The 23,966-nt window shown below is 63.5% G+C and carries 25 protein-coding genes and 1 tRNA gene; 14 read left to right on the top strand and 12 right to left on the bottom strand.

What is annotated here, in order from left to right; translation table 11 throughout:
• Positions 1 to 97: 97 nt before the first annotated feature.
• The gene (locus AC1RR3_RS38260; protein ID WP_492830445.1) at positions 98 to 1,099 is read right to left on the bottom strand and encodes a Bug family tripartite tricarboxylate transporter substrate binding protein; all 1,002 of its coding nucleotides are present in this window, start codon (positions 1,097 to 1,099) and stop codon (positions 98 to 100) included.
• Positions 1,100 to 1,216: 117 nt separating this feature from the next.
• Positions 1,217 to 1,702 (bottom strand): outer membrane protein assembly factor BamE, encoded by a 486-nt coding sequence (locus AC1RR3_RS38255; protein WP_492830444.1) that lies wholly within the window; start codon positions 1,700 to 1,702, stop codon positions 1,217 to 1,219.
• A 98-nt stretch (positions 1,703 to 1,800) separates the two neighbouring features.
• Here AC1RR3_RS38255 and AC1RR3_RS38250 point away from each other — a divergent pair, with 98 nt between their 5' ends.
• The 7 genes from AC1RR3_RS38250 (at position 1,801) to AC1RR3_RS38220 (ending at position 6,525) form a co-directional block, all read left to right on the top strand.
• Positions 1,801 to 2,352, top strand: coding sequence for a ubiquinol-cytochrome C chaperone family protein (locus AC1RR3_RS38250; protein WP_492830443.1), 552 nt, complete (start codon positions 1,801 to 1,803; stop codon positions 2,350 to 2,352).
• Complete coding sequence (locus AC1RR3_RS38245) at positions 2,349 to 2,918, top strand: YceD family protein (RefSeq protein WP_492830440.1); 570 nt, start codon at positions 2,349 to 2,351, stop codon at positions 2,916 to 2,918. The genes AC1RR3_RS38250 and AC1RR3_RS38245 overlap by 4 nt, the downstream gene beginning before the upstream one ends.
• A 298-nt stretch (positions 2,919 to 3,216) precedes the next feature.
• Entirely contained in the window at positions 3,217 to 4,278 is a 1,062-nt protein-coding gene (gene plsX, locus AC1RR3_RS38240) for a phosphate acyltransferase PlsX (protein ID WP_492830439.1), read from the top strand.
• A complete protein-coding gene (locus AC1RR3_RS38235) occupies positions 4,275 to 5,255 on the top strand; it encodes a beta-ketoacyl-ACP synthase III (RefSeq protein WP_492830438.1) in 981 nt (326 codons plus the stop codon). The genes plsX and AC1RR3_RS38235 overlap by 4 nt, the downstream gene beginning before the upstream one ends.
• Before the next feature lie 134 nt (positions 5,256 to 5,389).
• On the top strand, positions 5,390 to 5,731 hold the full coding sequence (locus AC1RR3_RS38230) for an integration host factor subunit alpha (protein ID WP_208866994.1): 342 nt from the start codon (positions 5,390 to 5,392) through the stop codon (positions 5,729 to 5,731).
• 27 nt (positions 5,732 to 5,758) lie between these two features.
• Positions 5,759 to 6,337, top strand: a complete 579-nt coding sequence (locus AC1RR3_RS38225) for a MerR family transcriptional regulator (protein WP_492830435.1) — start codon at positions 5,759 to 5,761, stop codon at positions 6,335 to 6,337.
• A 110-nt stretch (positions 6,338 to 6,447) separates the two neighbouring features.
• Positions 6,448 to 6,525 (top strand) — tRNA-Pro (locus AC1RR3_RS38220).
• 334 nt (positions 6,526 to 6,859) lie between these two features.
• Here AC1RR3_RS38220 and AC1RR3_RS38215 read toward each other — a convergent pair.
• The 3 genes from AC1RR3_RS38215 to AC1RR3_RS38205 are packed head-to-tail and all read right to left on the bottom strand — an operon-like array spanning position 6,860 to position 9,878.
• Positions 6,860 to 7,387, bottom strand: a complete 528-nt coding sequence (locus AC1RR3_RS38215) for a hypothetical protein (protein WP_492830433.1) — start codon at positions 7,385 to 7,387, stop codon at positions 6,860 to 6,862.
• A complete protein-coding gene (locus AC1RR3_RS38210; protein ID WP_492830431.1) occupies positions 7,384 to 8,493 on the bottom strand; it encodes an FAD-dependent monooxygenase in 1,110 nt (369 codons plus the stop codon). The genes AC1RR3_RS38215 and AC1RR3_RS38210 overlap by 4 nt, the downstream gene beginning before the upstream one ends.
• Positions 8,490 to 9,878 (bottom strand): MFS transporter, encoded by a 1,389-nt coding sequence (locus tag AC1RR3_RS38205; RefSeq protein ID WP_492830429.1) that lies wholly within the window; start codon positions 9,876 to 9,878, stop codon positions 8,490 to 8,492. Before AC1RR3_RS38205 ends, AC1RR3_RS38210 begins: the two co-directional genes overlap by 4 nt.
• 124 nt (positions 9,879 to 10,002) lie before the next feature.
• Here AC1RR3_RS38205 and AC1RR3_RS38200 point away from each other — a divergent pair, with 124 nt between their 5' ends.
• On the top strand, positions 10,003 to 10,755 hold the full coding sequence (locus AC1RR3_RS38200; RefSeq protein ID WP_492830427.1) for a GntR family transcriptional regulator: 753 nt from the start codon (positions 10,003 to 10,005) through the stop codon (positions 10,753 to 10,755).
• Positions 10,756 to 11,201: 446 nt separating this feature from the next.
• The gene (locus tag AC1RR3_RS38195) at positions 11,202 to 12,278 is read left to right on the top strand and encodes a COG3904 family protein (RefSeq protein WP_492830426.1); all 1,077 of its coding nucleotides are present in this window, start codon (positions 11,202 to 11,204) and stop codon (positions 12,276 to 12,278) included.
• Positions 12,279 to 12,303: 25 nt separating this feature from the next.
• Here AC1RR3_RS38195 and AC1RR3_RS38190 read toward each other — a convergent pair whose 3' ends face one another.
• On the bottom strand, positions 12,304 to 12,927 hold the full coding sequence (locus tag AC1RR3_RS38190) for a TetR/AcrR family transcriptional regulator (protein ID WP_492830424.1): 624 nt from the start codon (positions 12,925 to 12,927) through the stop codon (positions 12,304 to 12,306).
• A 126-nt stretch (positions 12,928 to 13,053) separates the two neighbouring features.
• Between AC1RR3_RS38190 and AC1RR3_RS38185 the strand changes: the two genes are divergently transcribed.
• The gene (locus tag AC1RR3_RS38185) at positions 13,054 to 14,028 is read left to right on the top strand and encodes an alpha/beta hydrolase fold domain-containing protein (RefSeq protein ID WP_492830422.1); all 975 of its coding nucleotides are present in this window, start codon (positions 13,054 to 13,056) and stop codon (positions 14,026 to 14,028) included.
• A 47-nt stretch (positions 14,029 to 14,075) separates the two neighbouring features.
• On the opposite strand, the gene AC1RR3_RS38180 is transcribed toward AC1RR3_RS38185, so the two are convergent.
• On the bottom strand, positions 14,076 to 14,846 hold the full coding sequence (locus tag AC1RR3_RS38180) for an EAL domain-containing protein (RefSeq protein WP_492830420.1): 771 nt from the start codon (positions 14,844 to 14,846) through the stop codon (positions 14,076 to 14,078).
• Between the two features lie 284 nt (positions 14,847 to 15,130).
• Entirely contained in the window at positions 15,131 to 15,370 is a 240-nt protein-coding gene (locus tag AC1RR3_RS38175) for a hypothetical protein (RefSeq protein WP_492830418.1), read from the bottom strand.
• A gap of 328 nt (positions 15,371 to 15,698) precedes the next feature.
• Between AC1RR3_RS38175 and AC1RR3_RS38170 the strand changes: the two genes are divergently transcribed.
• From AC1RR3_RS38170 to AC1RR3_RS38160, 3 genes are all read left to right on the top strand, one after another.
• Positions 15,699 to 16,607, top strand: a complete 909-nt coding sequence (locus tag AC1RR3_RS38170; RefSeq protein ID WP_492830416.1) for a dihydrodipicolinate synthase family protein — start codon at positions 15,699 to 15,701, stop codon at positions 16,605 to 16,607.
• A 142-nt stretch (positions 16,608 to 16,749) separates the two neighbouring features.
• Entirely contained in the window at positions 16,750 to 17,721 is a 972-nt protein-coding gene (locus AC1RR3_RS38165) for an SDR family NAD(P)-dependent oxidoreductase (RefSeq protein ID WP_492830414.1), read from the top strand.
• 311 nt (positions 17,722 to 18,032) lie between these two features.
• Positions 18,033 to 19,148: an alpha/beta hydrolase family protein gene (locus AC1RR3_RS38160; RefSeq protein WP_492830412.1), complete on the top strand. Its 1,116-nt coding sequence runs from the start codon at positions 18,033 to 18,035 to the stop codon at positions 19,146 to 19,148.
• A gap of 36 nt (positions 19,149 to 19,184) precedes the next feature.
• Here AC1RR3_RS38160 and AC1RR3_RS38155 read toward each other — a convergent pair whose 3' ends face one another.
• Positions 19,185 to 19,691 carry a MarR family winged helix-turn-helix transcriptional regulator gene (locus AC1RR3_RS38155; protein ID WP_492830410.1) on the bottom strand — a complete coding sequence of 169 codons (507 nt, stop codon included), beginning with the start codon at positions 19,689 to 19,691 and terminating at the stop codon, positions 19,185 to 19,187.
• Between the two features lie 407 nt (positions 19,692 to 20,098).
• Between AC1RR3_RS38155 and AC1RR3_RS38150 the strand changes: the two genes are divergently transcribed.
• A complete protein-coding gene (locus tag AC1RR3_RS38150) occupies positions 20,099 to 21,655 on the top strand; it encodes a porin (RefSeq protein ID WP_492830408.1) in 1,557 nt (518 codons plus the stop codon).
• Positions 21,656 to 21,984: 329 nt separating this feature from the next.
• Here AC1RR3_RS38150 and AC1RR3_RS38145 read toward each other — a convergent pair whose 3' ends face one another.
• The 3 genes from AC1RR3_RS38145 to AC1RR3_RS38135 all read right to left on the bottom strand — a co-directional run bounded on the left by AC1RR3_RS38145 (position 21,985) and on the right by AC1RR3_RS38135 (position 23,873).
• Complete coding sequence (locus tag AC1RR3_RS38145; RefSeq protein WP_492830406.1) at positions 21,985 to 22,461, bottom strand: GcrA family cell cycle regulator; 477 nt, start codon at positions 22,459 to 22,461, stop codon at positions 21,985 to 21,987.
• Between the two features lie 72 nt (positions 22,462 to 22,533).
• The gene (locus AC1RR3_RS38140; protein WP_007603456.1) at positions 22,534 to 22,731 is read right to left on the bottom strand and encodes a hypothetical protein; all 198 of its coding nucleotides are present in this window, start codon (positions 22,729 to 22,731) and stop codon (positions 22,534 to 22,536) included.
• Between the two features lie 200 nt (positions 22,732 to 22,931).
• On the bottom strand, positions 22,932 to 23,873 hold the full coding sequence (locus AC1RR3_RS38135) for an acetamidase/formamidase family protein (RefSeq protein ID WP_492830403.1): 942 nt from the start codon (positions 23,871 to 23,873) through the stop codon (positions 22,932 to 22,934).
• Positions 23,874 to 23,966: the final 93 nt, after the last annotated feature.

The following is a 23,966-nucleotide window of genomic DNA, read 5'->3' as shown; positions in this document are numbered from 1 at the left end:
TTGTCTCGCATCGGAATCCTCCCTGAACAGGATGAATTCGATCAGCGAATTAGTGAACATGCACAATTGCGAGGAGCCCTTGCGTCCGCGCGACCGCCTACTGCACGTCCATCTGCAAGCCTTCCTTCTGGATGATGCCGGCGAACTTCTTCGTCTCGGCGTCCACGAAGGCGGAGAACTGCTCTGGCGTGCCGTAGTCGGCGCGGGCGCCCATGGCGGCGATGTTCTTCTTGATGTCGTCGCGCTCCAGCATCGCCTTGACCTGGAGATTGAGCGCTTCGAGCACGCCGGCGGGCACGCCCTTCGGCAGGAATACCGAGAACCAGGACGACACGTCGAAATTGGCCAGCTCCTGCGCGCTCTCGCGCATGGTCGGCAGGTCCTTCGCGAGGTCGCTGCGCTCGGGTGTGGTGACACAGAGGCCGGTGAGGGTGCCGTTCTGCACCTGCGGCAGGCTCGGATAGAGGTTGTCGAACAGGATCTGGATATCGCCGGCGAGCGCAGCCTGGAGCGCGGGGCCGGCGCCGCGGAACGGGATGTGCGTCATCTTCAGCCCGGTGAGCTGGAGAAACCAGGCGCCGGTGAGGTGAGGGCTCTGGCCGACGCCGGAGGAGGCGTAGCTGAGCTTGTCCGGATTGGCCTTCAGATAGGCGATCAGCTCGGCGACCGATTTGATGCCGGTCTTCGGATGCGCCGAGACGATGTTCGGGATCCGGATCATGTTGGTGACAGGCTGGAGCTGGTCCGGCTTGTAGGTGAGGTTCTTGAAGATGCTGTAGGCGATCGCGTTGGGGCCGGGATTGCCGATCAGGATGGTGTGGCCATCGGGCTTGGAGCGCACCACCTCTGCCGTTCCGATCGTGCCGCCGCCGCCGGAGCGATTTTCCACCACGGCTGACTGGCCCCAGGCGGTTTGCAGATGTGCAGCCAGCAGCCGGCCCATGACGTCGGTCGAGCCGCCAGCCGCAGCCGGCACGACGACGCGGACGTTTTCCGTGGGTTTCCAGTCGGCGAGGCTCGATCGCGGCAGGATGGCCGCGGCGGACAGGCCGGCAGCACCGGTGAGCACGCGGCGGCGGGACAACAAAGTTTTTGGCACGAATCCACTCCCTGCTTCTTGTTTTGCAGAGAGCGTATGGAACCCGGCGCGCAACGGCAAGTCGCACGCGCCGGCAAGTGCCGCGCGAAGAGCGGCACGACGCCGCAGGCTGAATGCTCAGTTAAAGCTGAGCAGCTTGAAGATCGGAGCGAGGTAGCTCATCTCCTGGCCCGACGTCGCCGTGGTGCGGCTGATGAAGTCGAAGATCTTGCCGTCCTGGAGACCGTAATTCGCCAGCCGGCGCACGCGCCGGTTCTTGTCGAAATAGACGGCGATGACGCGCTGGTCGACCACCTTCTGGTTCATGAAGGCGACCATGCGCTCCGAGCGCTGCGAGATGTAGTAAAATACCTCACCGTCGAGAGTCGCGACCGTGGAGGGCGTGCCCATCACGATCAGCACCTGGTCCTGGCTTGCGCCGATCGGAATCTGCTCCAGCGCGCCGGGCGGCAGGATGTAGCCCTTCTGGAACTGTTCGCCGGTGCAGCTCGCGAGCGCCACGCCGACCAGGGCCAAGGCCGCGGCAAGGCGCAGGCCGCGCCAGCGTGCATGAAGGCCGCGCTGCTTGTTGGCGCGCAGGCTGGTCTGGTTCGTTATCGTCATAGCGGAACTGATTCCGTCCCCTTGCGTCGCGCGAGGCGCTGAAGTACCGGGCGGAGGCTCTGAATGCAACACGCGCGCGCCCGCTTGCGGAAACCACAATGCTTTGGCCGTTCAATCACTTCAGGAAACCCCGGCTAGCCCCGGCCGGCACCATTGAGGCCATCTATGGCATGATCGTGACGCAGGCGCGAGAACCCATATTTTACCGGGACTTGGGGGTGCCGGATACGGTTAACGGGCGTTTCGACCTGTTGCTGCTGCATCTCTGGATGCTGCTACGCCGCCTGCGCACGGCCCAGAGCGCCACGGAGCTGTCGCAGGCGCTGTTCGACCGCTTCTGCGAGGATATGGACGACAATCTGCGCGAGATGGGCATCGGCGACCAGACCGTGCCGAAGCGGATGCGGGCCTTCGGCGAAGCCTTTTATGGCCGGGTGCAGGCCTACGACCAGGCGACGGACGTAGGCGGCGAGGCACTGGCGGCGGCGATCTGCAAGAATATCTTGAATGGGTCCGGCCTGGACCAGGCACAGCGGCTCGCGGCCTACGCCCGGGCCACCGAGGCCGAACTCGGCCGGACCGAGGAGGCCGCGCTGCTCCGCGCATCCTTCAAATTTCCTCCAGCGCTCACTGAGGACAGCACGCGATGAGCCGACCGAACGCCGAATCCAGCCCCGATCCCTGGCGGTCCCCCGTCATCGTTGCGCAGATTCCCGACACCGGCCTGCATCGCAAGCTCGAGGCATCGGCCGCCGAGCTGCAGGCCATGGCCGAAGTCGGAGGCCTGCGGGAGGTCCTCTCCGCCCAGGCCAGTTTCGACGTCGTGCCGAAAAGCGGTGGCCGATTCGAGGTCACGGGCCATGTACGCGCCCGAATCGGCCAGACCTGCGTGGTCACCCTCGATCCGATCGAGAGCGAGATCGCGGAGGACGTGGACCTTGTGTTCGCCCCCGAAGCCGAGGTTCGGAGGATGGCCGATCTGATCGAGGAGGGCGAGGACAACGCGGAGCCGCCGGAGGTGGTCGATCCGCCAGAGCCCATCACGGGCGGCATCATTGACCTTGGCCGGATCGCCACCGACGCGCTGTTCCTGGCGGTCGATCCCTATCCGCGCAAGGAGGGGGCTGTATTCGAGGCGGAGGTCGTCGCGCCAGATCCGGAGGACCATCCTTTCGCAGCGCTCAAGGCGCTTCAGGACAAGAAGAAGGGCCGCTAGCTCCCGATTCCCGGTAGCACCGCTTTGCCACGGGGCGCGAGGTGTCTGCGGGAGTGGTTTCAATGCCTGAGTTATCCGTTTGATTTCGATGCGTTTCTTGTGAATCAGCGGGCCCGCGGCCGGATCGCCCCGAATGCAAAAGGCTGGGGGCAAGAGGTTGTTTCGGGGTAACAAAACGCTATTGTCGCGCCCCGGTCGGGGTGCGGCGTGGCGCCTGACCGGTCGCCATGTCCATGGCGAAGCCATTCTGCGGCCCCGCTCGTTCAAGACCGCACCAGACCAGGTTTCCAGGACTTTTATGCCAAGCAAGGTTCGCATTGCGCTTGACGCCATGGGGGGCGACTCCGGCGCCGCCGTGGTTATTCCGGGCGCCGCCATCTCGCTCCAGAGGCATCGCGACACCGAGTTTCTGCTGGTCGGGGACCGCGCCAGGATCGAGCCCGAGCTTGATCGACATCCCCAGCTCAAGGCTGCGTCGAAGATCGTCCATACCGATGTTGCCGTCAGCGGCTCGGACAAGCCGAGCCAGGCGCTGCGGCGCGGCCGCAAGACCTCCTCGATGTGGCTTGCCATCGATGCGGTGAAGAAGGGCGAGGCGGATGTCGCGGTCTCCGCCGGCAACACCGGCGCGCTGATGGCAATGTCGCGCTTCCATCTGCGCACGCTGAAGGGGATCGATCGCCCGGCGATCACGGGGATATGGCCGACCAGGCGCGGCGAATCCGTCGTGCTCGATCTCGGCGCCACCATCGGCGGTGACGCGCACCATCTGGTGTCGCTCGCGCTCATGGGCGCGGCCACGGCGAGCGTGCTGTTCGACAAGAAGCGGCCCACGGTCGGGCTCCTCAATATCGGAACCGAGGAGATCAAGGGCCACGAGGAGATCCGCGAGGCCGGGGAAATCCTGCGTGCCAGAAACCTGCCGGAGCTCGACTATATCGGCTTCGTCGAGGGCGACGGCATCGGCAAGGGGCTGGCCGATGTCATCATCACCGAAGGTTTCAGCGGCAACATTGCCCTGAAGGCCGCCGAGGGAACCGCGCGGCAGATGGCGGAATTACTCCGTAACGAGATGCAGAAGAGCTGGCTGTCCAAGCTGGGCTATCTCTTTGCCCGCAGCGCCTTCCAGGCCCTGCGCAACAGGATGGACCCGAACAAGTCCAACGGCGGCGTGTTCCTGGGTTTGAACGGACTGGTGGTCAAGAGCCACGGCGGAACCAGCGCCGAAGGCTTTGCCTATGCGATCGATGTTGGCTATGAGATGGCTCACTACGATCTCCTGAACAAGATCAATCAGATGCTCAACCGTGAGGGTGGGGCACTCAATTCCGTGCAGCCCGCGCCGGAGGATGTTTCGTGACCAAAATTCGTTCGGTCGTGCTGGGCTGCGGCTCTTATTTGCCGGAGCAGGTGGTGACCAACGCCCAATTGGCGGCGCGCATCGACACGTCCGACGAGTGGATCGTGCAGCGCACCGGCATTCGCGAGCGGCACATCGCGGCCGAGGGCGAGTTCACCTCGCATCTGGCGATCAAGGCCGCGCAGGCCGCGCTCACTGATGCCGGCGTGGACGCGCAGTCGATCGAGCTGATCGTGCTGGCGACCTCGACGCCCGACAACACCTTTCCCGCAACCGCAGTTGCCGTGCAGCACGGGCTCGGCATCAACCACGGCGCGGCCTTCGACCTGCAAGCAGTGTGCTCCGGCTTCGTGTTTGCGCTCGCCACCGCCGACAATTTCCTGCGCACCGGCGCCTACAAGCGCGCGCTGGTGATCGGCGCCGAGACCTTCTCGCGCATCCTCGACTGGAACGACCGCGGCACCTGCGTGCTGTTCGGCGACGGCGCCGGCGCGGTCGTGCTGGAGGCGCAGGAGCAGCCGGGCAATGCTGCGACCGATCGCGGCATCGTCACCACGCACTTGCGCTCCGACGGCCGCCACAAGGCAAAGCTGTTCGTCGACGGCGGGCCGTCCTCGACCCAGACCGTCGGCCATCTGCGCATGGAGGGCCGCGAGGTCTTCAAGCACGCGGTCGGCATGATCACCGACGTCATAGTCGATGCCTTCGAGGCCACCGGGCTCAATGCCGACAGCATCAACTGGTTCGTGCCGCACCAGGCCAACAAGCGAATCATCGACGCCTCCGCGCACAAGCTGCATATCGCGCCGGAGAAGGTGGTGTTGACGGTGGACCGTCACGGCAACACCTCGGCCGCATCGATTCCGCTGGCGCTGGCGGTGGCGCGCAAGGACGGCCGCATCAAGCGCGGCGACCTCGTTCTGCTGGAGGCGATGGGCGGTGGCTTCACCTGGGGTTCGGCGCTCGTGCGCTGGTAAGGCCACAGTCGATAAAATTTTGCCGGAATCAGCTGGGATTATCGATGCGTCTGCATTGATGAGCGCTGTTGACCGTCGTATCGTAACCTCATAATTTCAGACAACAATTGTTCGCCGTGATGTGGGGCAGGGCGATGACCGATCAAAGTAAAACCGTAACGCGTGTTGATCTCTGCGAAGCCGTCTACCAGAAGGTGGGCCTGTCGCGGACGGAATCGTCTGCGTTCGTGGAACTCGTGCTGAAGGAGATCACCGACTGCCTCGAGCGGGGCGAGACGGTGAAATTGTCCTCTTTCGGCTCCTTCATGGTCCGCAAGAAGGGCCAGCGAATCGGACGCAATCCGAAGACCGGCACCGAGGTGCCGATCTCGCCGCGCCGGGTCATGGTGTTCAAGCCGTCGGCGATCCTGAAGCAGCGGATCAACACCCAGCACCGCGGCAATGGCGACGCCAGCAAGGCGCAACCCGAGGCGTAATCCGCCTTCCGGATAAGGATTTGGCATTTGGACAAGGCGCCGGATGCGTTCCGAACCATCAGCGAAGTAGCGCAGGAACTCGACATCCCGCAGCACGTGCTGCGGTTCTGGGAGACCCGGTTCTCCCAGATCAAGCCGATGAAGCGCAGCGGCGGCCGCCGCTATTACCGCCCCGACGACGTCGACCTGCTCAAGGGCATCCGCCGTCTCCTCTACGGGGAGGGCTACACCATCCGCGGGGTGCAGCGGATCCTGAAGGAGCACGGCGTCAAATCGGTGCAGGGCCTCGCCGACGGCGCAGCCGCGGTCTCGTTCGGCGCCATCGAGGACGCCATCGGGGCGAGCCTGATGGAGCCCGAGGAGGAGACCGGCGTCCGCGGCACCCGCGACACCGACGATGACGACTACCAGGGCGAGGAGGAGGAAGGCATCGACTTCCGCTTCTCCGAGACCGACGACGAGGAAATTCTCACCACCTTCCGCAAGGGCGGCGCCCCGGCCGCGCCCGCCGGCCCCAGCGCCCTGGACCGGGAGCGCCTCGGGCGAGCACTTGCTGACCTCGTCGCCATCAGGGAGATGCTGGATCTGGCGCTGAAGGACGCCTGAGGGGCTCTTTCGCCGGCTTTGCGGCCAGTTCCGGCGACTTTGGGCGGGACACCAAAATGGTGTGACCTCGCCTTGCGCATCGCGCCGATCCTAGCTAATGGAACGACGTTCGGAGCGTGGCGCAGCCCGGTTAGCGCACTAGTCTGGGAGACTAGGGGTCGGAGGTTCAAATCCTCTCGCTCCGACCATTTTTCTCAAAGCATCTGTCGGGTGGATGGACCGTTGGCGCGGAGCCCGCTGCCGGCGATGACGCATGCGCATCGATCGGTGGCGGGGCGCTGCTTCGGGGTCGGCAACCAAAACGTCGAAAACAACCCCATGCACAGTAGCGATGTCATTGGCGGATAACGTTTTTCCGAATCGGATTTGACGCGTCGGGCAAAACAGGGGCATAATGTCATCGTGCCAGCCTGTGGGATGGGCTGTGCATCGCTCTGCTCTGGACGTCGACTTCCCCAGAAGCACACGTGTCGTCTCCTTGCGGCAGCCATCGCGCACGGCGACGGCTGGCGGTATCCCCCGCTAGCCCAGCTCCGACCCCAGGGCCTGCTCCAGCAATTTCCGGCTCGGCTCGTAGCGATTGACGAATTGATCGATCAGCAGCGGCGTTCGCCCGGTACGGCAGGCTTCGATGGTATCGGTAATGTCAGCAAGTTTCATCTGGATCGCAGCACGGTTGCCGGAGGCGCAGAGCTTGCGGACATAATCGAGATAGATCTCGCATTCGGCGGGGCCGACATCCTGGAAACGACGATAATAGTCCGCATTCGGCGGCGGGGTCGTGATCTCGATGATCTCGCAGGCCTCCTCGCTGATGCCGAGCGAATCGAGCAACTCGCGGCCGCCGCCACGCTCCATCATCGCGTCGTGCAGAAGTGCAGATTCGATATGAGCGCGCGTCGCATCCGGCTTGCGGAAGATCAGGCGGAGCGCGACGCGCTCGAAATGCTGCGCCCAGGGACGACCGAGATGATCCTTGATGCCGGCCTGTTGCTGGTCCACGGCCGCGATGATGTCCGTGTACCAGGATGCGCTTGGAACGAGCGTCATGCGTTAGTCCCTTCCTGTCTGGCGTGTTTGCGATCCGAATCCTCGGAGGAGAGCTCGACGAGCCGCTGCTCGCTCGGGCGATCGGCGCGACTGAGGCTGCGCTGGCTTGCGACGTCCTCGACCCGGCGCTGCCAGCCCTCGACCATCGGGCGCATCGCTGCTTCCCAGTCACCAAGCGCGGCATCGATGTCGTCAGAGTGGGCAACGGCCTGCGCGAGCGCGACGGCGTTGACGATGCTGACGCCGGCACCTTGCCCCAGGCTCGAGGGCATCGCATGGGCGGCATCGCCGACGATCGCCGCGCGTCCGCTCGACCAGGTCGACAGCGTCGTTGTTGCGTAGCGATCGTGGCGGCCTGCGCTGCCGACCCGCCGCAATGTCGGCGCGAGATCGGGAAATCGCGCGGTCCAGAGCGCGCCGGCGATCGGAACGGACGTCGCTTCGAGATCGGTGATGGGCGCCATCAGGCAGAAATAGAAGGTATCCGCACCGCACGGCGTGTAGAGCACCCGCAACGGACGTCCGCGGTAATCATAGAAGTCGTGAATGCTGTTCCATGTGTCGTCGCGCAGTCCGTCGCGATCGAGGAGGATCCGCGTGATGCCGTCCTGGTGCGCAACGCGCGTGATCGGAATGTCCAAGGTTTGGGTGATGGTCGATCTCACGCCGTCGGCGGCAATGACCAGATCGGCTGCGAGCCGGGTGCCGTCCGCGAGGATCAGCGCGCCACGCGGATCCGCCGCAACGGCGCGCGATCCGCCGATGATGCTGACGCCGGCGCGCTTTGCCGCATCGATCAGCGCGACATGAAGCGCCGCCCGGGTCGTGGTGACGATGTTCCCGTCGGTGGATGCATTCGATTGCCGCGCGCCGTCGATATAGACGCAGTGCGCGGCAGGTTTGAATGCTCCACGCATGAAATCGTCGTAGGCACCAGTCTTGCGAAGGGCATCATTGACGAAACCGTGGACATAGAGGCCGGCGCCGACGCTTCTTGGCTGGGGATCGGCCTCATGCACGGAGACGCGCCATCCCGCGCGTGCCAGCACGGCCGCCGCGGCGAGGCCGGCATAGCCGGCCCCGGCAATCATCGCTGTCCGCATCATTCGGCCGGTGCCTCGACGGCGTTTGCCGGCGCTGCAACGTCACGCGCCGATGACGTTGCCTCGAGCGTCTTGCCCTTCGTATTGGGGCCAACCAGCGCCACCACGATGATGCTGGCGATCAGCAGGCCGTCGCTCACCAGGAAGAGCGCGAGCCGCCCGTGCAGCACGGCGAAGATGCCGAACGCCAGCAGCAGGAGGATGCCGCCGACGCGACCCCAGGCCGAGGCCATTCCCATCGCCGTCGTTCGGATCTCGGTCGGATAGAGTTCGGGCGTGTAGGTGTAGATGCAGGTCGACCCGTTGCCGAGGAAGAAGGCGGTGAACCAGGCACAGGCCATGATGGTCGCGGGCGTATTCGCGAGGCCAAACAGCGTGCTCGAGATCCCGATCCCTGCGAAGCAGATCATCAGCCAGTATTTCCGGCCGACCAGATCGAGGAAGTAGCCCGCGCCGATATAGCCGGGGATGAAGCCGGAAAAGATCACGACGGTGAACTCGGTCGATCGCACGATGGAGAAACCGTCCATCGCGAGCAAGGTCGGAAGCACGGACTGGAAGGTGTAGAGCACGCCGTATTCGGTGAACCAGACCATCCAGAGCATGATGGTGACGGGCAGGATCGCGGGGGCGACGATCTCGCGCCGGCTGACCGGACGGGTGACGGGCATCGGGATCGGAACGACAGGCGGAAGCGTGCCGCCGTTCGACCGCGCCACCTGCGCTTCGATCGACGCGACGATCCGCTCGGCTTCCTCGGTGCGGCCCTGGCTCAGCAGCCATCGCGGGCTTTCGGGGAGGAAGGTCCGCATCAGGCCGATCAGCAGCGCGAACGGAAAGGTGAGCGCAAGCGTCCAGCGCCAGCCGACGGTCGGGATCAGCAGAAGCGCCCAAACCGGGGACAGGGCGATGCCGATCGCGAAGAACGCCATCATCCAGCCGTTGAAGCGGCCGCGCAGCCGCGAGGGCCACAGCTCTGCGAGATAAGGCGGCACCACGCAGCTCTCCATGCCGACGAAGATCCATGTGAAGAAGTTCAGCAGGCAGAAGATTTCGATGCCGGGAGAAAGCGCGCGTGAGGCAGAGAACAGCGAGTAGAGGCCGAGGCTCCAGGTCATCACGGCCTTGCGCCCGAACCGGTCGGCGACGAAGCCGACCAGGACGGAGCCGAGCAGATAGCCGCTGAGGCCGATCGCCGAGGTGACGCCGAGCGCGAGCGGGCCGAGGTTCCATTCGGTTCGAAAAGCTGCGAAGGCAAAGCCGGTGACGGCCGTGTCCAGCGTATCGAAGAACAGTGAAAGCCCAGCAATGATAAGAACTTGAATGTGGAAGCGGGAGGGAGGTAGCCGGTCGATTCGGGCAACGAGCCCTTGGGCAGTGATGCTCATGGACGAGATCCTTTGCTTGCGCGAAAACGGCCCGGCAGTCGCCCTCGCTTGGCGCGGCACCTATGATAGGATAGCCGTGCATGCACAGTTTATGCACGGTGTATAAAGCAAGGCAAGATATTTCATGATGGCCAGCAGACCACCTCCGCCGCCGGGTAAAGGGAAGGGCGTCGAGTTCGCCTACGCGTCGCTCCGGCGCGAGATCGTTTCGCTCACCTTGCGACCCGGGACCCCGCTCGATGAGGCGGCCCTCGCCGCACGGCTGGGACTGTCGCGAACGCCCGTGCACGAAGCACTCGTCAGGCTGGCCTCGGAATCGCTGGTGGTGCTGCTGCCGAACCGCGGTGCCAGCGTCGCGAGCCTCAACTGGGATGACCTTCGCGAGATGTTCGAGGCGCTCGACATCACCCAGCGGCTCGTCACCAGATGGGCGGCGCTACGCCGAACCGATGCACAGCTTGCCGAGATCGACGCCGAGCGGGCCGCGTTCGAGCAGCATGAGGCCGCGGGCCGCGCGGAGGAGATGAACGACAGCAATTGGCGGTTTCACGCGCTGATCGCCGCCGCCTGTGGCAACAAGCTGATCGAGCGCAACTATCTCCACCTGCTTACGCTCGCGCTGCGCATCGCCTATCTCGCCTACAACGTGGAGCATTTCGCTTCGCGCGCCGCATATCAGAAGCACATGAATACGATCCTGACGGAGCACATCGCGATGGTCGCGGCGATCAGGGACCGGGATGCGGACAAGGCGGATGCCCTGGGGCGCACGCATGCGGATTTGGGGCGGCAACGGATACAGGATGTGATGACGAGAGGGGTGAGCAGTGAGCTTGATATTGCGCTGGATCATCCGATTGCGATGCTGAAGGGGTGACCGGCGCTCCGCAGAGGACGGGTATCGGCGTCTCTCGAAAGTCGCTACGCCCTCAAGCAGGGCTATCGCATATGACGCATAGCGCGGCGAGCAACTCGTTTGCGGCCATCCTTCGAGACGCCCGCCTTCGGCGGGCCCTCAGGATGAGGACGGAGTGCGTAGTTGCTATTGCAGCAAAGCGGCTGTGTGGCCTCATCCGCAGGAGACCGCGAAGCGGTCGTCTCGAAGGACGAGGCGCGCGCTCAGGTGTCGTCGAGAGCCATATGCGATAGCTCCCCCTCAAGGGAGCTGAGATTGGATCGCAAAAATTGAAATGGCTGTAGACTAATCGCGTCCGCAGGCGGCGGTATGTGTTCCCGCAATACAGCTGATTGCTTCTACCAAAGATATATAGATCGCTTCTTATCTCACGCTAAGTTGTGCCGTTTGATGCAGGAATATAATCGATGAAGAAGCTTGTGAAAGCCATGGTGCGGCGAAAGATTTGCGCGCTCGCCCTTGTACTGGCTTTTCAGTCAGGTTCAGCGGATGCGCAATCGAACATGACCGTTAAAGGAAGTCCGCCCGAGTTACCCAACGAGATAGCAGGCAATCAATGGTTCGTCTTTTTGGACGGAGACATCGATCCCGACGCACCCAGGCGGTTTGAGCAGTATGTCACGCAAAATCGTATTCCCGACCGGTCCGTTGTCTATCTGAACTCACGCGGTGGAAGCCTGGTTGCGGGAATAGAACTGGGCCGCCTGTTCCGAAAGTTTGGGTTTTCTACCGATGTAGGACGGAAATCACCATTCTCTCCAAAACGCTTCGATATTGATGAGGGAAGTTGTTACAGCGCGTGCGCGTACGCCTATTTGGGTGGTCAATTCAGGTATCTGAAGCAGGGGTCCCGATACGGCGTTCATCAATTCAAGTCGCTGCGAGCCGATGAGCACATTGAAGGAACAGCTCAAGTCGTCTCAGCCCTGACAGTGGAATACATACGCTCAATGGATGTCGATCCGGATTTATTCACGTTGAGCGCCGGCGCGAGCCCTGACGGGATGCATGAAATAGACAAGGCGACTTTGGAGCGGATGAATATCGTCAATAACGGGCGAACCCAACCTGTGTGGACAATTGAAAGTACGGACGGCCAACTTTATCTGAAAGGACAGCGAACAACCGAGGAATCTGGAATAAACAAGTTCATCCTGTATTGCGAAAAACGCCGAGCAGTTTTGCTCGCTATCTTCGATACTCTTCGCAGGGATACTGAACTCATGAATATGGCCGCCCATTCTCTTTTGATCGATGGGCAGGTGTATCCACTGAAGCCTGAGTCCAAGCGGATTCAGAACGGGCTGTTCAATGTCGCATTCCGTCTCTCACAAAAGGAAATAGGTGCCCTTCGAAAGGGAGAGAATGTTGGTGTGGCGATCCAGGCAGCGTATGAGGCACCCATATTTCTCGGATTCGAGGGAATGAGCATCGGCAGCGGCAAGCCGAAGCTTGTCGGCGTACTCAATCAGTGCGCTCCCTAGGGTTTTCCCTCAGGCATCGTTCGACCTACCTCAAATATCCAACCACCAACCTTGTCGTTTCTTCCACTAGCGTCCGCACCATCCTCTCAGGCAGCATCTCCGCATGATCCAGCACCGTGTTGTGCGCCACAGCCTCGATCGCGCTGACGCAGATGAAGGTCGCGACATCGACGTCCACCTTGCGCATCTCCTTGCGGCGGCTTTCGAGATAGGCGCGCACCAGTGCGTGGATTTCGCGGTTGAAGGCTTCGACGTCGGCGAGTTGGCCGGTGCGGGGGATCTGCTCGGCGAGCACGCGATGCAGTTTCGGGTTGATGCGGTGGGCGTCGATCGCGACGGTGACGAGTTTGCGCACGGCCTTGTCGACAGGTAAGTCGGCGACCTCGGTGAGGGCGGTGCGGACGAGGCTCATGATCTCCTCGTTGTGGCGGTCGATCACGGCGGCGACGAGGGCCTCCTTGCTCGGAAAATACTGGTAGAGCGAGCCGACGCTGACGCCGGCGATCTCGGCGATGCGGTTGGTGCTGGTCTTCTCGAAGCCGTCGCGGACCAGAATGCGAGCGGTTGCCTCGACCAGCGCGTCGACGGTGGCGCGCGAGCGCGCTTGTCGCGCGTTTTTCCGCGGCTTTGTCGGCGGCGTGCGCGCCATGGGCTTGCGATCCCGAATGCGAGTGGAAAAAGCGAGTGATCGCTCGCATTATAGTCGCAGGCGACGCCCTTCCGGCAAGCCTCTTTGTCGCCATATGGAATGCCGGGCCAGGCGGAGGACCGAGCAATGAGCGTTGCAAGACTGGTGTCGGCTTTGCAGTTTTGCCCCGGCGGCTGCGTGTTCGGTGCGCGGGCGCCGCGCGATCCCGCGCCGAGCCTGCAAAGCCGGGCCCTCAATCTGCTGCTCGGACTGCTCCCTTACAAGCAGCAGCTCGCATCCGCCGAGGCGGTGCATGCGCATGTGCAGAAGCTCGCACTGGCGCCTGTCTCGTTCGAGCCGACGGGACTCGGCCGCGGCGTCGAGGCGGTCCTGACCAAGATGGGGGGATGGCCGGTCTATTACACAGCGCCGTCGTCGGGCCATGAGGGCCGCAACCACGTCATGTTCCTGCATGGTGGCGGCTACATCAACGAGATCATGCCGGCGCATTGGCGTTTTATCGGGCAGATGACGCGCAAGGCTGGCGTCGTGTGCGTGGTGCCGATCTATCCGCTGGCGCCGCGCGCTACCGCGAAGGATGTCGTGCCCAGGACGGCGGAGCTGTTGCGGATGCTGCTCGAAGATGCGGGAGGCGCAAAGGTCACGGTAGCAGGCAATTCCGCCGGAGCTAGCCTCGCGCTCGCCGCCTGCCAATGGCTGCGCGATCGCGGGCATCGGCAGCCGGACCGGTTGATCCTGATCTCGCCCGCGGCCGATGCATCGGTCAGCCGTCCCGAGCAAAAGGAGATCGCGCGCCGCGATCCCATCCAGGACATTCCGGGGATCGTTGAGGCCGGGCACCTCTATGCCGGCGCGCTCGACATCGGCCATCCCTTCGTCAGCCCGCTCAACGGCGCCTTCCGCGCGCTCGCGCCGATGACGATCTTCTCGGGCACGCGCGATCTGCTCTACCCCGATAGCGTCGATCTCGCGGAACGGGCGCGGGCGGTGGGCGTGTCCGTCGAGCTGCATCTGCTGCGCGACCAGCCGCATAATTACGCGCTGATGCCGACGCCGGAGGGACGACAGGCGCGTGCGCTGATCATGCGCGCGATAGCTTAGGGGACGATGGCCGGGGGAGGGCGGCTCATCATCGAGGCAGCCGACCGTCAGCCTGCGCGGGCCGCCGCCGTTGCGGAAAACGGGTGTACATCCGGCAAGCTCATGAAGCCCGGCCTGGCAAAATAGTATCCCTGGAAAAGGTCGATCCCCGCGGCCCGGAGCACCGTCAGCTCGGCTTCGTTTTCCACGCCCTCGGCGAGGAGCTTGATATCGAGTTCGCGTGCCATCGACGCGATGCCGGCGACGATGACCTGCTTCGGGCGGCTGAGATGGATGTTGCGCAAAAGCTCCATGTCGATCTTGATGAGGTCCGGCTGGAGCCTCGCCAGCAGACTGAGCCCGGCATAGCCGGCCCCGAAGTCATCGAGCGCGGTCAGAAAACCGAGCGTCTTGTAGGTCCGCACAATGCGCTCGACATGCGCAGGATCGGCCATGCGCTCGTTTTCGGTGAACTCGAACATGAGGTTCGCGGGCGGGAAGTTCGAACGGCGCGCCGCCGCCAGGGATTGCTGGATGCAGGCCTGCGGCTCGTAGACTGCGTTGGGCATGAAGTTGATGGACAGTCGCGCTCGCGGATCGTCAAACAGCTTTCCCGCGGTCTCGATCGCCATGACTCTGGCGGCCTGGTCGAAGCGGTAAAGTTGGTCTTCGGTCAGTTGGCTCAGCACGCTCTGTGCACCTTCGCCCTGAGGCCCGCGCACCAATGCTTCGTAGCCCCAGACGCGCTGTTCGTTCACGGCGACGATCGGTTGAAACGCCATCCTGAATTCGAACGGCAGTCCATCGCCGCCACCGCATCCCTTGCAGGCCCCCGCCATCGATCTCTCCTCGTTGAGAGTTCACGATAGGGGCGAGGGATTAAGGATCGGTGCGATCTGGTCCGTGGCGTTCCAGCCAACAATTGTGAGTCTGCGAATCGCTGCGCTCACCGATGCCGATGGGCGCGACGCGCGTGCGATGATTTGGCGGGAGGTTGCTTAATCGGAAAGCGTGATCATTGTCACAAAGCGCTGCCGCGATGAGTCTGGCGCTGCTCGAGCCCGTGCGGAGGGGTAAGGCGGCCCCCGGGGCGTTTCCTCGCTATCCGTAATTCTGCGGGGCCTTAGGCGTGGCCCTTGATCTCGTAGTGACCCGGCACGCATTTGTAGCGGTCGAGGCGCCAGTTGGCGTGATAGATCGGATGCTCGCCCATCCATTTCGCAAGCGGTGCCTGTGCGCCGATCGCACACTGCATCATCGAAATCTCGGGCGTCATGTTGCTGTCGGTCACGATTTCCTCGACGCAACTGCCTGAGCTAGCTGCGCTAAGCCGGCAGAGCACGGCTACGACGGTCACGAACATTCCAGTCACCTCATCGGTAGTTTAAGACCACGAAGAGGATGCAAGCGGAGTGCCAGAGCCTGTGACACAAACAACACGCTGGCCTGGCCGACTCGACCCAGCGTCCACCTCCATTTGACGATTCGGATTGTAAAAAAATTGCCCTTAAACCGAAGCCGGGCAAATACGGGGAACCCGCGGGAGAGAAGGGCAGGAATGACCGATTGTGGGGGCTGCGCCGCGTAGGTTGCTCTTCACAGGCCGCCTGCAGCCGATACGCTCGGCTGCGTGCGGATACCCGTCAAAAGAGCGGGGCCGCCCAAGGGTTATGGAAACGCGAGGGCAGACCATGAAGGTGCGACCGACCGGCGTGATTCCGCCGATGACGACGCCGTTCCGGAAAGACGGCGAGATCGACTTTGGGCTGGTGGCGCCCCAGGTCGACTGGATGATCGGTGCCGGCGCCCACGGCGTCGCCGCCGGCGGCTCCACCGGCGAGGGGCACACGCTCGATCACGAGGAATATCGCGACCTGATGGCGGCAACGGTGGCGGCGGTGAAGGGCCGCATTCCTGTCATCGCCGGCATCATCGTGGACTCCACGCGCGATGCGATCCGGCGCGGCAGGCTGGTGCGCGACATGAATGTCGCGGCCGTCCAGGTCACGCCGGTGCATTATCTGTTCAAGCCTGATGACGAGGCGATGGTGGCGCATTTCCGCGCCATGGCCGATGAGACCGGCATGCCCATCATCATCTACAACGTCGTGCCGTGGTCGTATCTGTCGCCGGCGCTGCTGACGCGGATCATGACCGAGGTGCCGCTGGTGGTCGGCGTCAAGCAGAGCGCGGGCGATCTGAAACTGTTCGCGGACCTCATGATGATGGCGCCGGACAAGCTGATCTACAGCGCGGTCGATGCGCTGATGTATCCGTCCTACACGCTCGGCGCCCATGGCTCGATCGCCGCGATCCTGACCGCGGCGCCACATGCCTCCGTCGCGCTGTGGGACGCGGTGAAGGCGGGCGACCATCCGCGCGCGCTCGACCTGCACAAGAAGCTGCTGGCGCTGTGGAACGCTGTCATTGCCGACAATCTGCCGGCCTGCACGCGCTATGCGCAGACGCTCCAGGGCCTGCCGAAGACCTATCCGCGCGCGCCGATGCCGGAGGCCTCGCCTGCGCAGCAGGCTGCGACGCGAAAGGCGCTGGAGGCGCTCGGCGCGTTGAACGGACAGCACATTGAGGCGGCCGAATAATCCGCCGGCCGAAATAACGATGTCGAATGGCAGCGCCGATCCGCTTTTACCTGCGGATGCGGCGCTGCTACATTTTGCGGGCATCCGCGTGAGCGGCGCGGTGACGAAGAAACAGACCGATAAGGGGAGGGACCGAAGTCCCATGAAGGATTTTGCAGGAAAGATCGCTGTCGTCACCGGTGGCGGCACGGGAATGGGACGCGAGCTGGTGCGGCAGCTCGTTGCCGAGGGCTGCAATGTCGCGATGTGCGACGTCTCGGAAGCCGCGATGGCCGAGACCAGGCGGCTGTGCGAGGTCGAGAAGCTGCCGCAGGGCCTGCGCGTCACCACCCATGTCGCCGACGTCGCGATCGAGGATCATCTCAAGCGCTTTCGCGATGAGCTCGCCGAGCAGCAGAAGACGGACAGGATCCATCTGCTGTTCAACAATGCCGGCATCGGTGGCGGCGGCAGCCTGTTCACCAACACGCGCGAGCAGTGGGAGCGCACCTTCAACATCTGCTGGGGCGGGGTCTATCTCGGGGTGCGCACGTTCCTGCCGATGCTGGTCGCGGCGGACGAGGCCCACATCGTCAACACCGCGAGCGTCAACGGCTTCTGGGCCTCGATCGGCATGAACCAGGCGCACACCGCCTACAGCTCGGCCAAGTTCGCGGTGAAGGGATTTACCGAAGCGCTGATCAACGATCTGCGCCTGCACGCGCCGCACGTCAAATGCTCGGTGGTGATGCCCGGCCATATCGGCACCTCGATCGTCTCCAACTCGCGCAAGGTGCAGAGCACGGACGGCTCGGAGCGGCTCAACCCCGACGAGGTCGCGCTGACCCGCAAGCGCATGGTCGCCGCCGGCGTGCCGGATGCCGACAAGATGTCGGACGAGGACATCCAGGCGGTGTTCGCCGAGCGCGCCCGCAGCTTCCTCGAGGATGCGCCGACGACGGCTGCGCAAGCGGCCAAGATCATCCTCGACGGGGTCAAGGCGGAGCGCTGGCGCATTCTTGTGGGCGAAGACGCAAAGCGTCTTGACGAGCGCGTTCGTGCTACGCCGGAGCAGGCCTATGAACGTTCCTTCTACGAAAGCTTCACGCAGGAGGTCGGATGGCGACTCGGTTGAGTCCGACTGGCTGAGACTGTCAACGAACGCGCGCAGATGCAGGTATGATGATCATCATGGCAAGAGGTGCGGACGTCATATTACGTCGGTCATCTTGCATGTTACGCCGGTAGTTTTACGTGCCACCTCTTGCCAGTTTCCCGCCCCGTATGACGAATTGGAATGTCACGCATGCAGCATGGCCTGTCGTTCAAGCATCGTTCAAGCGATGGTGATCTCAAACGCCTGTAATGGCGCGCACGGCAGCTTGGTTAGAGAACCAAAATAGTTTAGTGAATCACGGGTAACGCGACGATAGAGCGTAGCTCCCGATGATTCCCGCATGCCTCTCCGACGACTGGATCCTTTGCCCGGAGCGCGAGGACATCTCCGCTGAATTCACGCGGCTCCTCACTGCGGCCCAGGAAGGCGGGGCCACCATCGCCGAATGCCTGATGATCGCGCGGCAGCTCAAGCAAGGCGGCGAGCAATCCTGGCATCGTGAGTGGAAGAAGCTCGCGCAAGTCAATCGCCATCGCGCCGAGGCGGCGTTCGCGGAGGGCCACATGGCGACCGCGCAGCGCAACTGGCTGCGGGCGCTGAATTACTACGGTGCCGCGGCGATGCCGCTCGACCAGGCCGACGAACGCCGCTGGGTCGCTGTGCTGGCGATGCAGGAATGCGCCCGCCGTTATCTGACGGCGCGCGCGCCGGCCGGCGAGGTCGTGACGATACCCTGGGTCGAGGATCATGCGTTGCAGGGCTACTTCCTGCCCGCATCGTCGGCGGCCGGTCGCGCGCCAACCGTGATCTGCATCGGCGAGCCCGGCCACCGCAAAGAGGAATTCCTGTTCAAGCTCGCGCCGCATGCGCGCGAGCGCGGATTGTCGATGCTCGCGCTGGACCTGCTCGGCGACCAGCGCGACGATTACACCGATACGCTTCTCCAGCGCCGCGATCTCGAGAGCTCGATTGCGAGCGTGATGGACTATCTGGAAACGCGCGGCGACGTCGATTTCGATCGCGTCGCGATCGTGGCCGACGGCTGGGGCTCTTCCTTCGTGGCACGCGCGGTGTTGCAGGAGCCGCGGCTGGCCGCGGCGGTCTGCGACGGCGGGCTGTGGGACCTGCACGAGCGATCCTTCTTCGCCAGCCGTTTTGCGATGAGCGACCTCAGCATCGTGCCGGTGCCGTCGGCGCCGCTGATGGCCTCCAGTGTCGACTGTCCGGTGCTGATCACGCTCGGCGAGGACGGCTGGCTCAAGGCCGACCGTGCGCGCCAGATCGTGCAGAAGTCACGGCTTGGCAGCTCCGATATCGTGCTGAAGGTGTTCACCTCGGCGGAGACCGGTGCGGCGCAGGCCCACGCGGACAATCCGAGCCTTGCCAACGAATACATCTTCGACTGGCTGGAATCGCGTTTGAGCGCCGTCGGCCGGCGGATCTGAGCGCGGCCTCTTACTTTCGGAGAAAGGACCCGCGACTCAGAAGTCGAGGGTGAGCCTGACGCAGGCCTTTTCGAGGCGGTTCTTCAGCGTCGCGAGCTTGGTCGTGAATTCCGTCAGTTCGTTCTCGTCGAACTCCTGGAAGACGAATTCGCGGATCGTCTTGTACTGCTCGTTGAGGCTCGCGATGTGCTTCTGGGTCTTGTCGACCAGCGACAGCCGCACCACGCGGGCATCGGTCGGCGAGGGCCGCCGGCGCAGCAGGCCTTTCTTCTCCAGGAGCTTGGACTGGGTGGTGACGAAGGACGGATCGACGTGGAGCAGCTTGGAGACCACGTTGACCGGCACGCCGTCGTCCTTGTCGAGGTCGGAGATCGCCATCAGGATCAGCCATTGCGGACCGCTGATGCCGAGCGTCCTCGCCCAGAACTGACGCAGCTCCTCCAGATACATGTTGATCGACGATATCTCCCAGGTGAAGCGCCTGATGATATCCAGATTGCCGATGGGGCGGAGGCGCGCCCCTTCTTTCCTCGTCGCTGACACAGCGTCACTCCCGTGAACTGATTCTTCAGGCCGGTGCTCGTGGAAGGCCATAGTCCACGCAAGCCTGCTCTGACGCAAGTGCAGAGCAGGGTAATTTTGTCACTAAAATTACAAACATGAGCGGATCAGCATTTTCGCCCTGCCGCGGTGTTGCCCTGGGAGCACAGGTTTAGCGAAACCAGAAAGCTTACCAAATAAACTATTTTGATTAGTGTAACGGCGCAGGCATATTGCTCCGTGACGGTGGGGGGTACTCGATCGTCCCGTTGCAGGTGGTTCGCTCACGTCCCTCGCGTCGAAAGCGGGTGCGTCCGAAAGCGCGAAGCGGCCGAGCGGATTTGAAGAGACGGGGATCTGGGGGGCCTCACGGTCCGGTCTCCGCAAAATGAGCAACTTGGAGGTTTTAAATGAGAGTGGTGAAGAGCCTTTTGCTCGGCACTGCGGCGGGTCTGATCGCCGTCGGTGGAGCCCAGGCGGCCGATCTTCCGGTCAAGGCCAAGGCGGTCGAGTACGTCAAGATCTGCACGCTGTACGGTGCCGGCTTCTACTACATCCCGGGCAGCGACACCTGCATCAAGCTCGGCGGCTACCTGCGTGCGGAAGTCGCGCTCAATGCCGGCGGCAACTACAGCGCCCAGTACAACGGCGTGTTCGCGGCCAATAATCGCCTGACCAACTACTACTCGGCGCGCGCTCGTGAAGACCTCAACATCGACACGCGCACCGCGACCGAGTACGGCGTGGTCCGCACCTATTTCGATGCGGTCTTCACCTGGACGACCGGCAACTACGGCGGCACCGGCTCCGGCACGGGCGCCACCCAGTACAGCGGCACGATCGGCCTCAACGCGGCCGGCACCGGCCTCACCGGATCGGGCAGCGGCAACGTCAACGGCACCGACGGCAACCTCTCGGGCGGCGCGCTCGGCGTCTACTACGCCTTCATCCAGTTCGCCGGCTTCACCATGGGTAAGGCCGTGTCGCAGTTCGACGCGCCCTGGATCAACTATCCCGGCAACAACTTCGACCAGCTGGTCGGCGGCAGCGGCACCACCAACGGCGTCAACCAGTTCACCTACACGGCCGATTTCGGCCAGGGCATCACGGCGATCTTCTCGGCGCAGGACCAGACGCAGGTCTTCCAGACCAACATCTGGAACACGGCCGGCATGAGCACCGCGGGCGTCCTCGGCGGCGCTTACGGCTCGAACGATCTCGGCGGCAGCCGGGCTCCCGACCTCGTCGGTACGGTTCGTGTCGACCAGGCCTGGGGCTTGTTCCAGGCGTCGGTTGCCGCGCACGACAACCACGTCGGCTATTACGGCGCGACTGAAACCACCGGTCACCCCGAAGACAAGTGGGGCTGGGCCGTTCAGCTCGCCTTGCAGATCAAGAACATCCCGACCGGTGCCGGCGACGTGATCAACCTCTCGGGCGTCTACACCGAGGGCGCGAGCCGCTACAACTTCCAGGAGCTGGCCGCGACCAGCTACTCGATGTTCGGCAGCTCCAGCGGCGCGTATCAGAGCATCGGCTTCGCCGGCGTGTCTGACGCGGTGTTCGGTCCGGGCGGCGGCCTCGAGCTGACCAAGACCTACGGCTTCCGTGGTGCCTACACCCACAACTGGAGCCCGTACTGGAACTCGGCGCTCTACGGCGCGTGGGCTGCGGTCAACTACAGCGGCACGGCGAAGAGCCTGATCTGCGGCAGCGCCGCGTTCGCCACTCTGACCGGCACCTGCAACCCGGACTTCAACATCGGCCAGGTCGGCGTCATCACCCGCTGGACGCCGGTCAAGAACCTGACCTTCTCGGCTGACTTCACCTACAGCCATCTCGACCAGAAGTACTCGGGCGTGATCACGACCGGTGCGCTGACGGGCGTTGCCAAGCCGGCCGCGACCTACGAGCTGAAGGACCAGGACACCTACAGCCTGCTGCTGCGCGCCCAGCGCAACTGGTAAGCTGAAGGGTCTTTCGGACTTGACGAAGCCCCGGCGGGACACCGCCGGGGCTTTTTCAATAGGGGCCTTCGGAAAATCCGGCGGCCCGTGCGGGCCACGAAGACGAGCCATGCGATTCGATCGGCTTCAAACTTATTTACTTACCTGAGTTGATCAGCTATATAGCTTTCAGCCGATTACGAAAGTCACGGCTCTTAGCTTCACGCTAAGCCTCCAGAAACCTCCGGTGATGCCCCGCCGGAGGTTTTTCGTTTTGGGATTGCCGTTTCAAAGCGTTCTCAAGCGAAGTGGATCCCGGTTCGCTTGAAGAAAACGCGCCACACAAGAATCTAGCCGCGCATCATGCGGGCGCGCGAGTTCGGCCGGTAGGCGAGGCGGCTGTGGCCGGCGCAATAGGACTGTCCGTCCGGCGCGCTATTGCCGCAGAAGCAGAAATCCTCAGCGCCCGGTGTCGAGATCGGCCAGCGGCAGCGGTTCTCCGAGAGCTCCAGCAGCGAGCAGCGATTGGCATCGTCGATCGGGCCGGCGACCACGGGCGCGTCGGTCTCGCCGTAGATCGTGGCGAGCATCTCGTATTGCAGCCGCGGCACGGCTCGCGTCCCTCGCGGCGGCGCAAGGCTGCGCTCGATCCTGCGGTCCTCGACCGCGCGGCTGCGCGTCAGATTGAGCCGGGACAGCTTGCCGATCACGGCATTGCGGCTGACGCCGATGTCGGCGGCGATCTCGCGGCAGGAGAGGCCGGCCTCGAAATGTTGCTTCAGAAGTTCAATTCGCTCGTCAGTCCAGGTTGGTGAGAGAACAGGCATTGTAACGGTCCCAGGTTGCAGATGTCGGCCATCCGCTTACCGAGATCCGTCCGCCTCACGTCCGGCGCGCGCTCACGTCCTGCCATTGTCGCGAATCGACAAAAGCCCGTCCTTGATGGCGAGACGGATGCCTTCCTCGATCAAGGTACGTGCGACGCCGGGAACGCTGGTGCCGTGGGTGCCCTGTCTCACCAGTTTCTCCAGATAGGTGATGGTCGAGAGCGCCAAGGTTACGGGAATGCGGTCAGTCTCGGCTTTTTCGGTGGCCATGGTCCGAACGCTAGCCTCATACTCAGGTACATAAAAGTAACGATTAAGACTCTATTTAGGTTCGATGGCAGAAGTCAAATGCAGCCTGATGTCGCGGCTCAGCCCTTTGGAATCGCTTGTGAAATTCGACATGGCGCAGCGCGCCGCGCGGAAGTCCGGGCGGCGGCGTGGCGTCGACAGGTCGGGGAAGGCGGGTCGGCTCAGCCGTGCACGATCGCCTTTTCGATCATGCAATGGATGCCCTTGGAGCCGTTGACGGTCTGCGTCACCCTGAGATCGGCGGCCAGGCTGCACAGCATGTAGGCGTCCTCGCGCGACAGGTTGCGCGTCTCGCCGAGCAGCACGATCATGTCGCGCAGCGCGCGGACCGCGCACTGGTCGAGATCGGGGTCCATCGCCATGGTGATGTAGTGCGTCGCCGTCTCGGCGCGGGGATAGTCGAACCTGAGGTCCTTGCGCAGCGTCAGGCGGAAGCGGCCCTGGAGCGCGGTCTCGATCGCGGTAACGCAGACCTCGCCGTCGCCCTGCACGCCGTGGCCGTCGCCGCAGGAGAACATCGCGCCGGGGACGAACACCGGCAGATACAATGTCGCACCGGCACCGAGCTCCTTGTTGTCGAGATTGCCGCCCATGGCGCGCGGGACCAGCGAGGAGATGCGGCCCCAGGCCGGCGGCGGCGACACGCCCATCACGCCGAAGAACGGTTTGAGCGGCAGATCCAGGCCCCAGGGCATGCGGCCGACCATCCGTGTCCGGTCCAGCGGGATGTTGAGGATGCGCATCTCGTGGAAATCGTCGGGCAGGGTGCCGGACAGCGGCCTGATCATGTTCCAGCCCCAATCCTGCCGAAGCTGGACGTCGAGGATCTCGACCGCGAGCACGTCGCCGGGCTCGGCGCCCTCGACCGCGATCGGTCCGGTGAGGATGTGGCCGGGCAGCATGCGCTCGCTTCTGGCGTGAACCTCGTGCATCTCCGGCGGAATGTGAAATTTGTCGGGGTCGGGCAGCATGTCGGGGCCGCCGCTGATGGTGTCGACCGTCACCTCGTCGCCGCTTTTGACGGTGAGGACAGGCTTGAGCGCGGCTTCGAAGAAGCCCCAGTGGCAGGTCTCGGGGCTTGAATGCAGGTGGTGATGGGTCATGTAGCTCGTCCGGTTAGCCTTGCAATTTGCCATCGAAACTTGCCATGGCCGGGCTTGACCCGGCAATCTATCTCCTCGAAACGTCTGTCGAAG

Source organism: Bradyrhizobium sp. GW821-FHT13H05 (assembly GCF_058804065.1).
The sequence above is the reverse complement of the archived record's forward strand: the minus strand, read 5'-3'. Positions and strand labels throughout refer to the sequence as shown.

Excerpts from the sequence above, each read along its gene's own strand:
- AC1RR3_RS38255 (WP_492830444.1), bottom strand. The coding sequence starts at position 1,702 with ATGACGATAACGAACCAGACCAGCCTGCGCGCCAACAAGCAGCGCGGC.
- AC1RR3_RS38250 (WP_492830443.1), top strand. The coding sequence starts at position 1,801 with ATGCTTTGGCCGTTCAATCACTTCAGGAAACCCCGGCTAGCCCCGGCC.
- AC1RR3_RS38245 (WP_492830440.1), top strand. The coding sequence starts at position 2,349 with ATGAGCCGACCGAACGCCGAATCCAGCCCCGATCCCTGGCGGTCCCCC.
- plsX (WP_492830439.1), top strand. The coding sequence starts at position 3,217 with ATGCCAAGCAAGGTTCGCATTGCGCTTGACGCCATGGGGGGCGACTCC.
- AC1RR3_RS38230 (WP_208866994.1), top strand. The coding sequence starts at position 5,390 with ATGACCGATCAAAGTAAAACCGTAACGCGTGTTGATCTCTGCGAAGCC.
- AC1RR3_RS38215 (WP_492830433.1), bottom strand. The coding sequence starts at position 7,387 with ATGACGCTCGTTCCAAGCGCATCCTGGTACACGGACATCATCGCGGCC.
- AC1RR3_RS38210 (WP_492830431.1), bottom strand. The coding sequence starts at position 8,493 with ATGATGCGGACAGCGATGATTGCCGGGGCCGGCTATGCCGGCCTCGCC.
- AC1RR3_RS38205 (WP_492830429.1), bottom strand. The coding sequence starts at position 9,878 with ATGAGCATCACTGCCCAAGGGCTCGTTGCCCGAATCGACCGGCTACCT.
- AC1RR3_RS38200 (WP_492830427.1), top strand. The coding sequence starts at position 10,003 with ATGATGGCCAGCAGACCACCTCCGCCGCCGGGTAAAGGGAAGGGCGTC.
- AC1RR3_RS38195 (WP_492830426.1), top strand. The coding sequence starts at position 11,202 with ATGAAGAAGCTTGTGAAAGCCATGGTGCGGCGAAAGATTTGCGCGCTC.
- AC1RR3_RS38190 (WP_492830424.1), bottom strand. The coding sequence starts at position 12,927 with ATGGCGCGCACGCCGCCGACAAAGCCGCGGAAAAACGCGCGACAAGCG.
- AC1RR3_RS38185 (WP_492830422.1), top strand. The coding sequence starts at position 13,054 with ATGAGCGTTGCAAGACTGGTGTCGGCTTTGCAGTTTTGCCCCGGCGGC.
- AC1RR3_RS38180 (WP_492830420.1), bottom strand. The coding sequence starts at position 14,846 with ATGGCGGGGGCCTGCAAGGGATGCGGTGGCGGCGATGGACTGCCGTTC.
- AC1RR3_RS38175 (WP_492830418.1), bottom strand. The coding sequence starts at position 15,370 with ATGTTCGTGACCGTCGTAGCCGTGCTCTGCCGGCTTAGCGCAGCTAGC.
- AC1RR3_RS38170 (WP_492830416.1), top strand. The coding sequence starts at position 15,699 with ATGAAGGTGCGACCGACCGGCGTGATTCCGCCGATGACGACGCCGTTC.
- AC1RR3_RS38165 (WP_492830414.1), top strand. The coding sequence starts at position 16,750 with ATGAAGGATTTTGCAGGAAAGATCGCTGTCGTCACCGGTGGCGGCACG.
- AC1RR3_RS38160 (WP_492830412.1), top strand. The coding sequence starts at position 18,033 with ATGATTCCCGCATGCCTCTCCGACGACTGGATCCTTTGCCCGGAGCGC.
- AC1RR3_RS38150 (WP_492830408.1), top strand. The coding sequence starts at position 20,099 with ATGAGAGTGGTGAAGAGCCTTTTGCTCGGCACTGCGGCGGGTCTGATC.
- AC1RR3_RS38145 (WP_492830406.1), bottom strand. The coding sequence starts at position 22,461 with ATGCCTGTTCTCTCACCAACCTGGACTGACGAGCGAATTGAACTTCTG.
- AC1RR3_RS38140 (WP_007603456.1), bottom strand. The coding sequence starts at position 22,731 with ATGGCCACCGAAAAAGCCGAGACTGACCGCATTCCCGTAACCTTGGCG.
- AC1RR3_RS38135 (WP_492830403.1), bottom strand. The coding sequence starts at position 23,873 with ATGACCCATCACCACCTGCATTCAAGCCCCGAGACCTGCCACTGGGGC.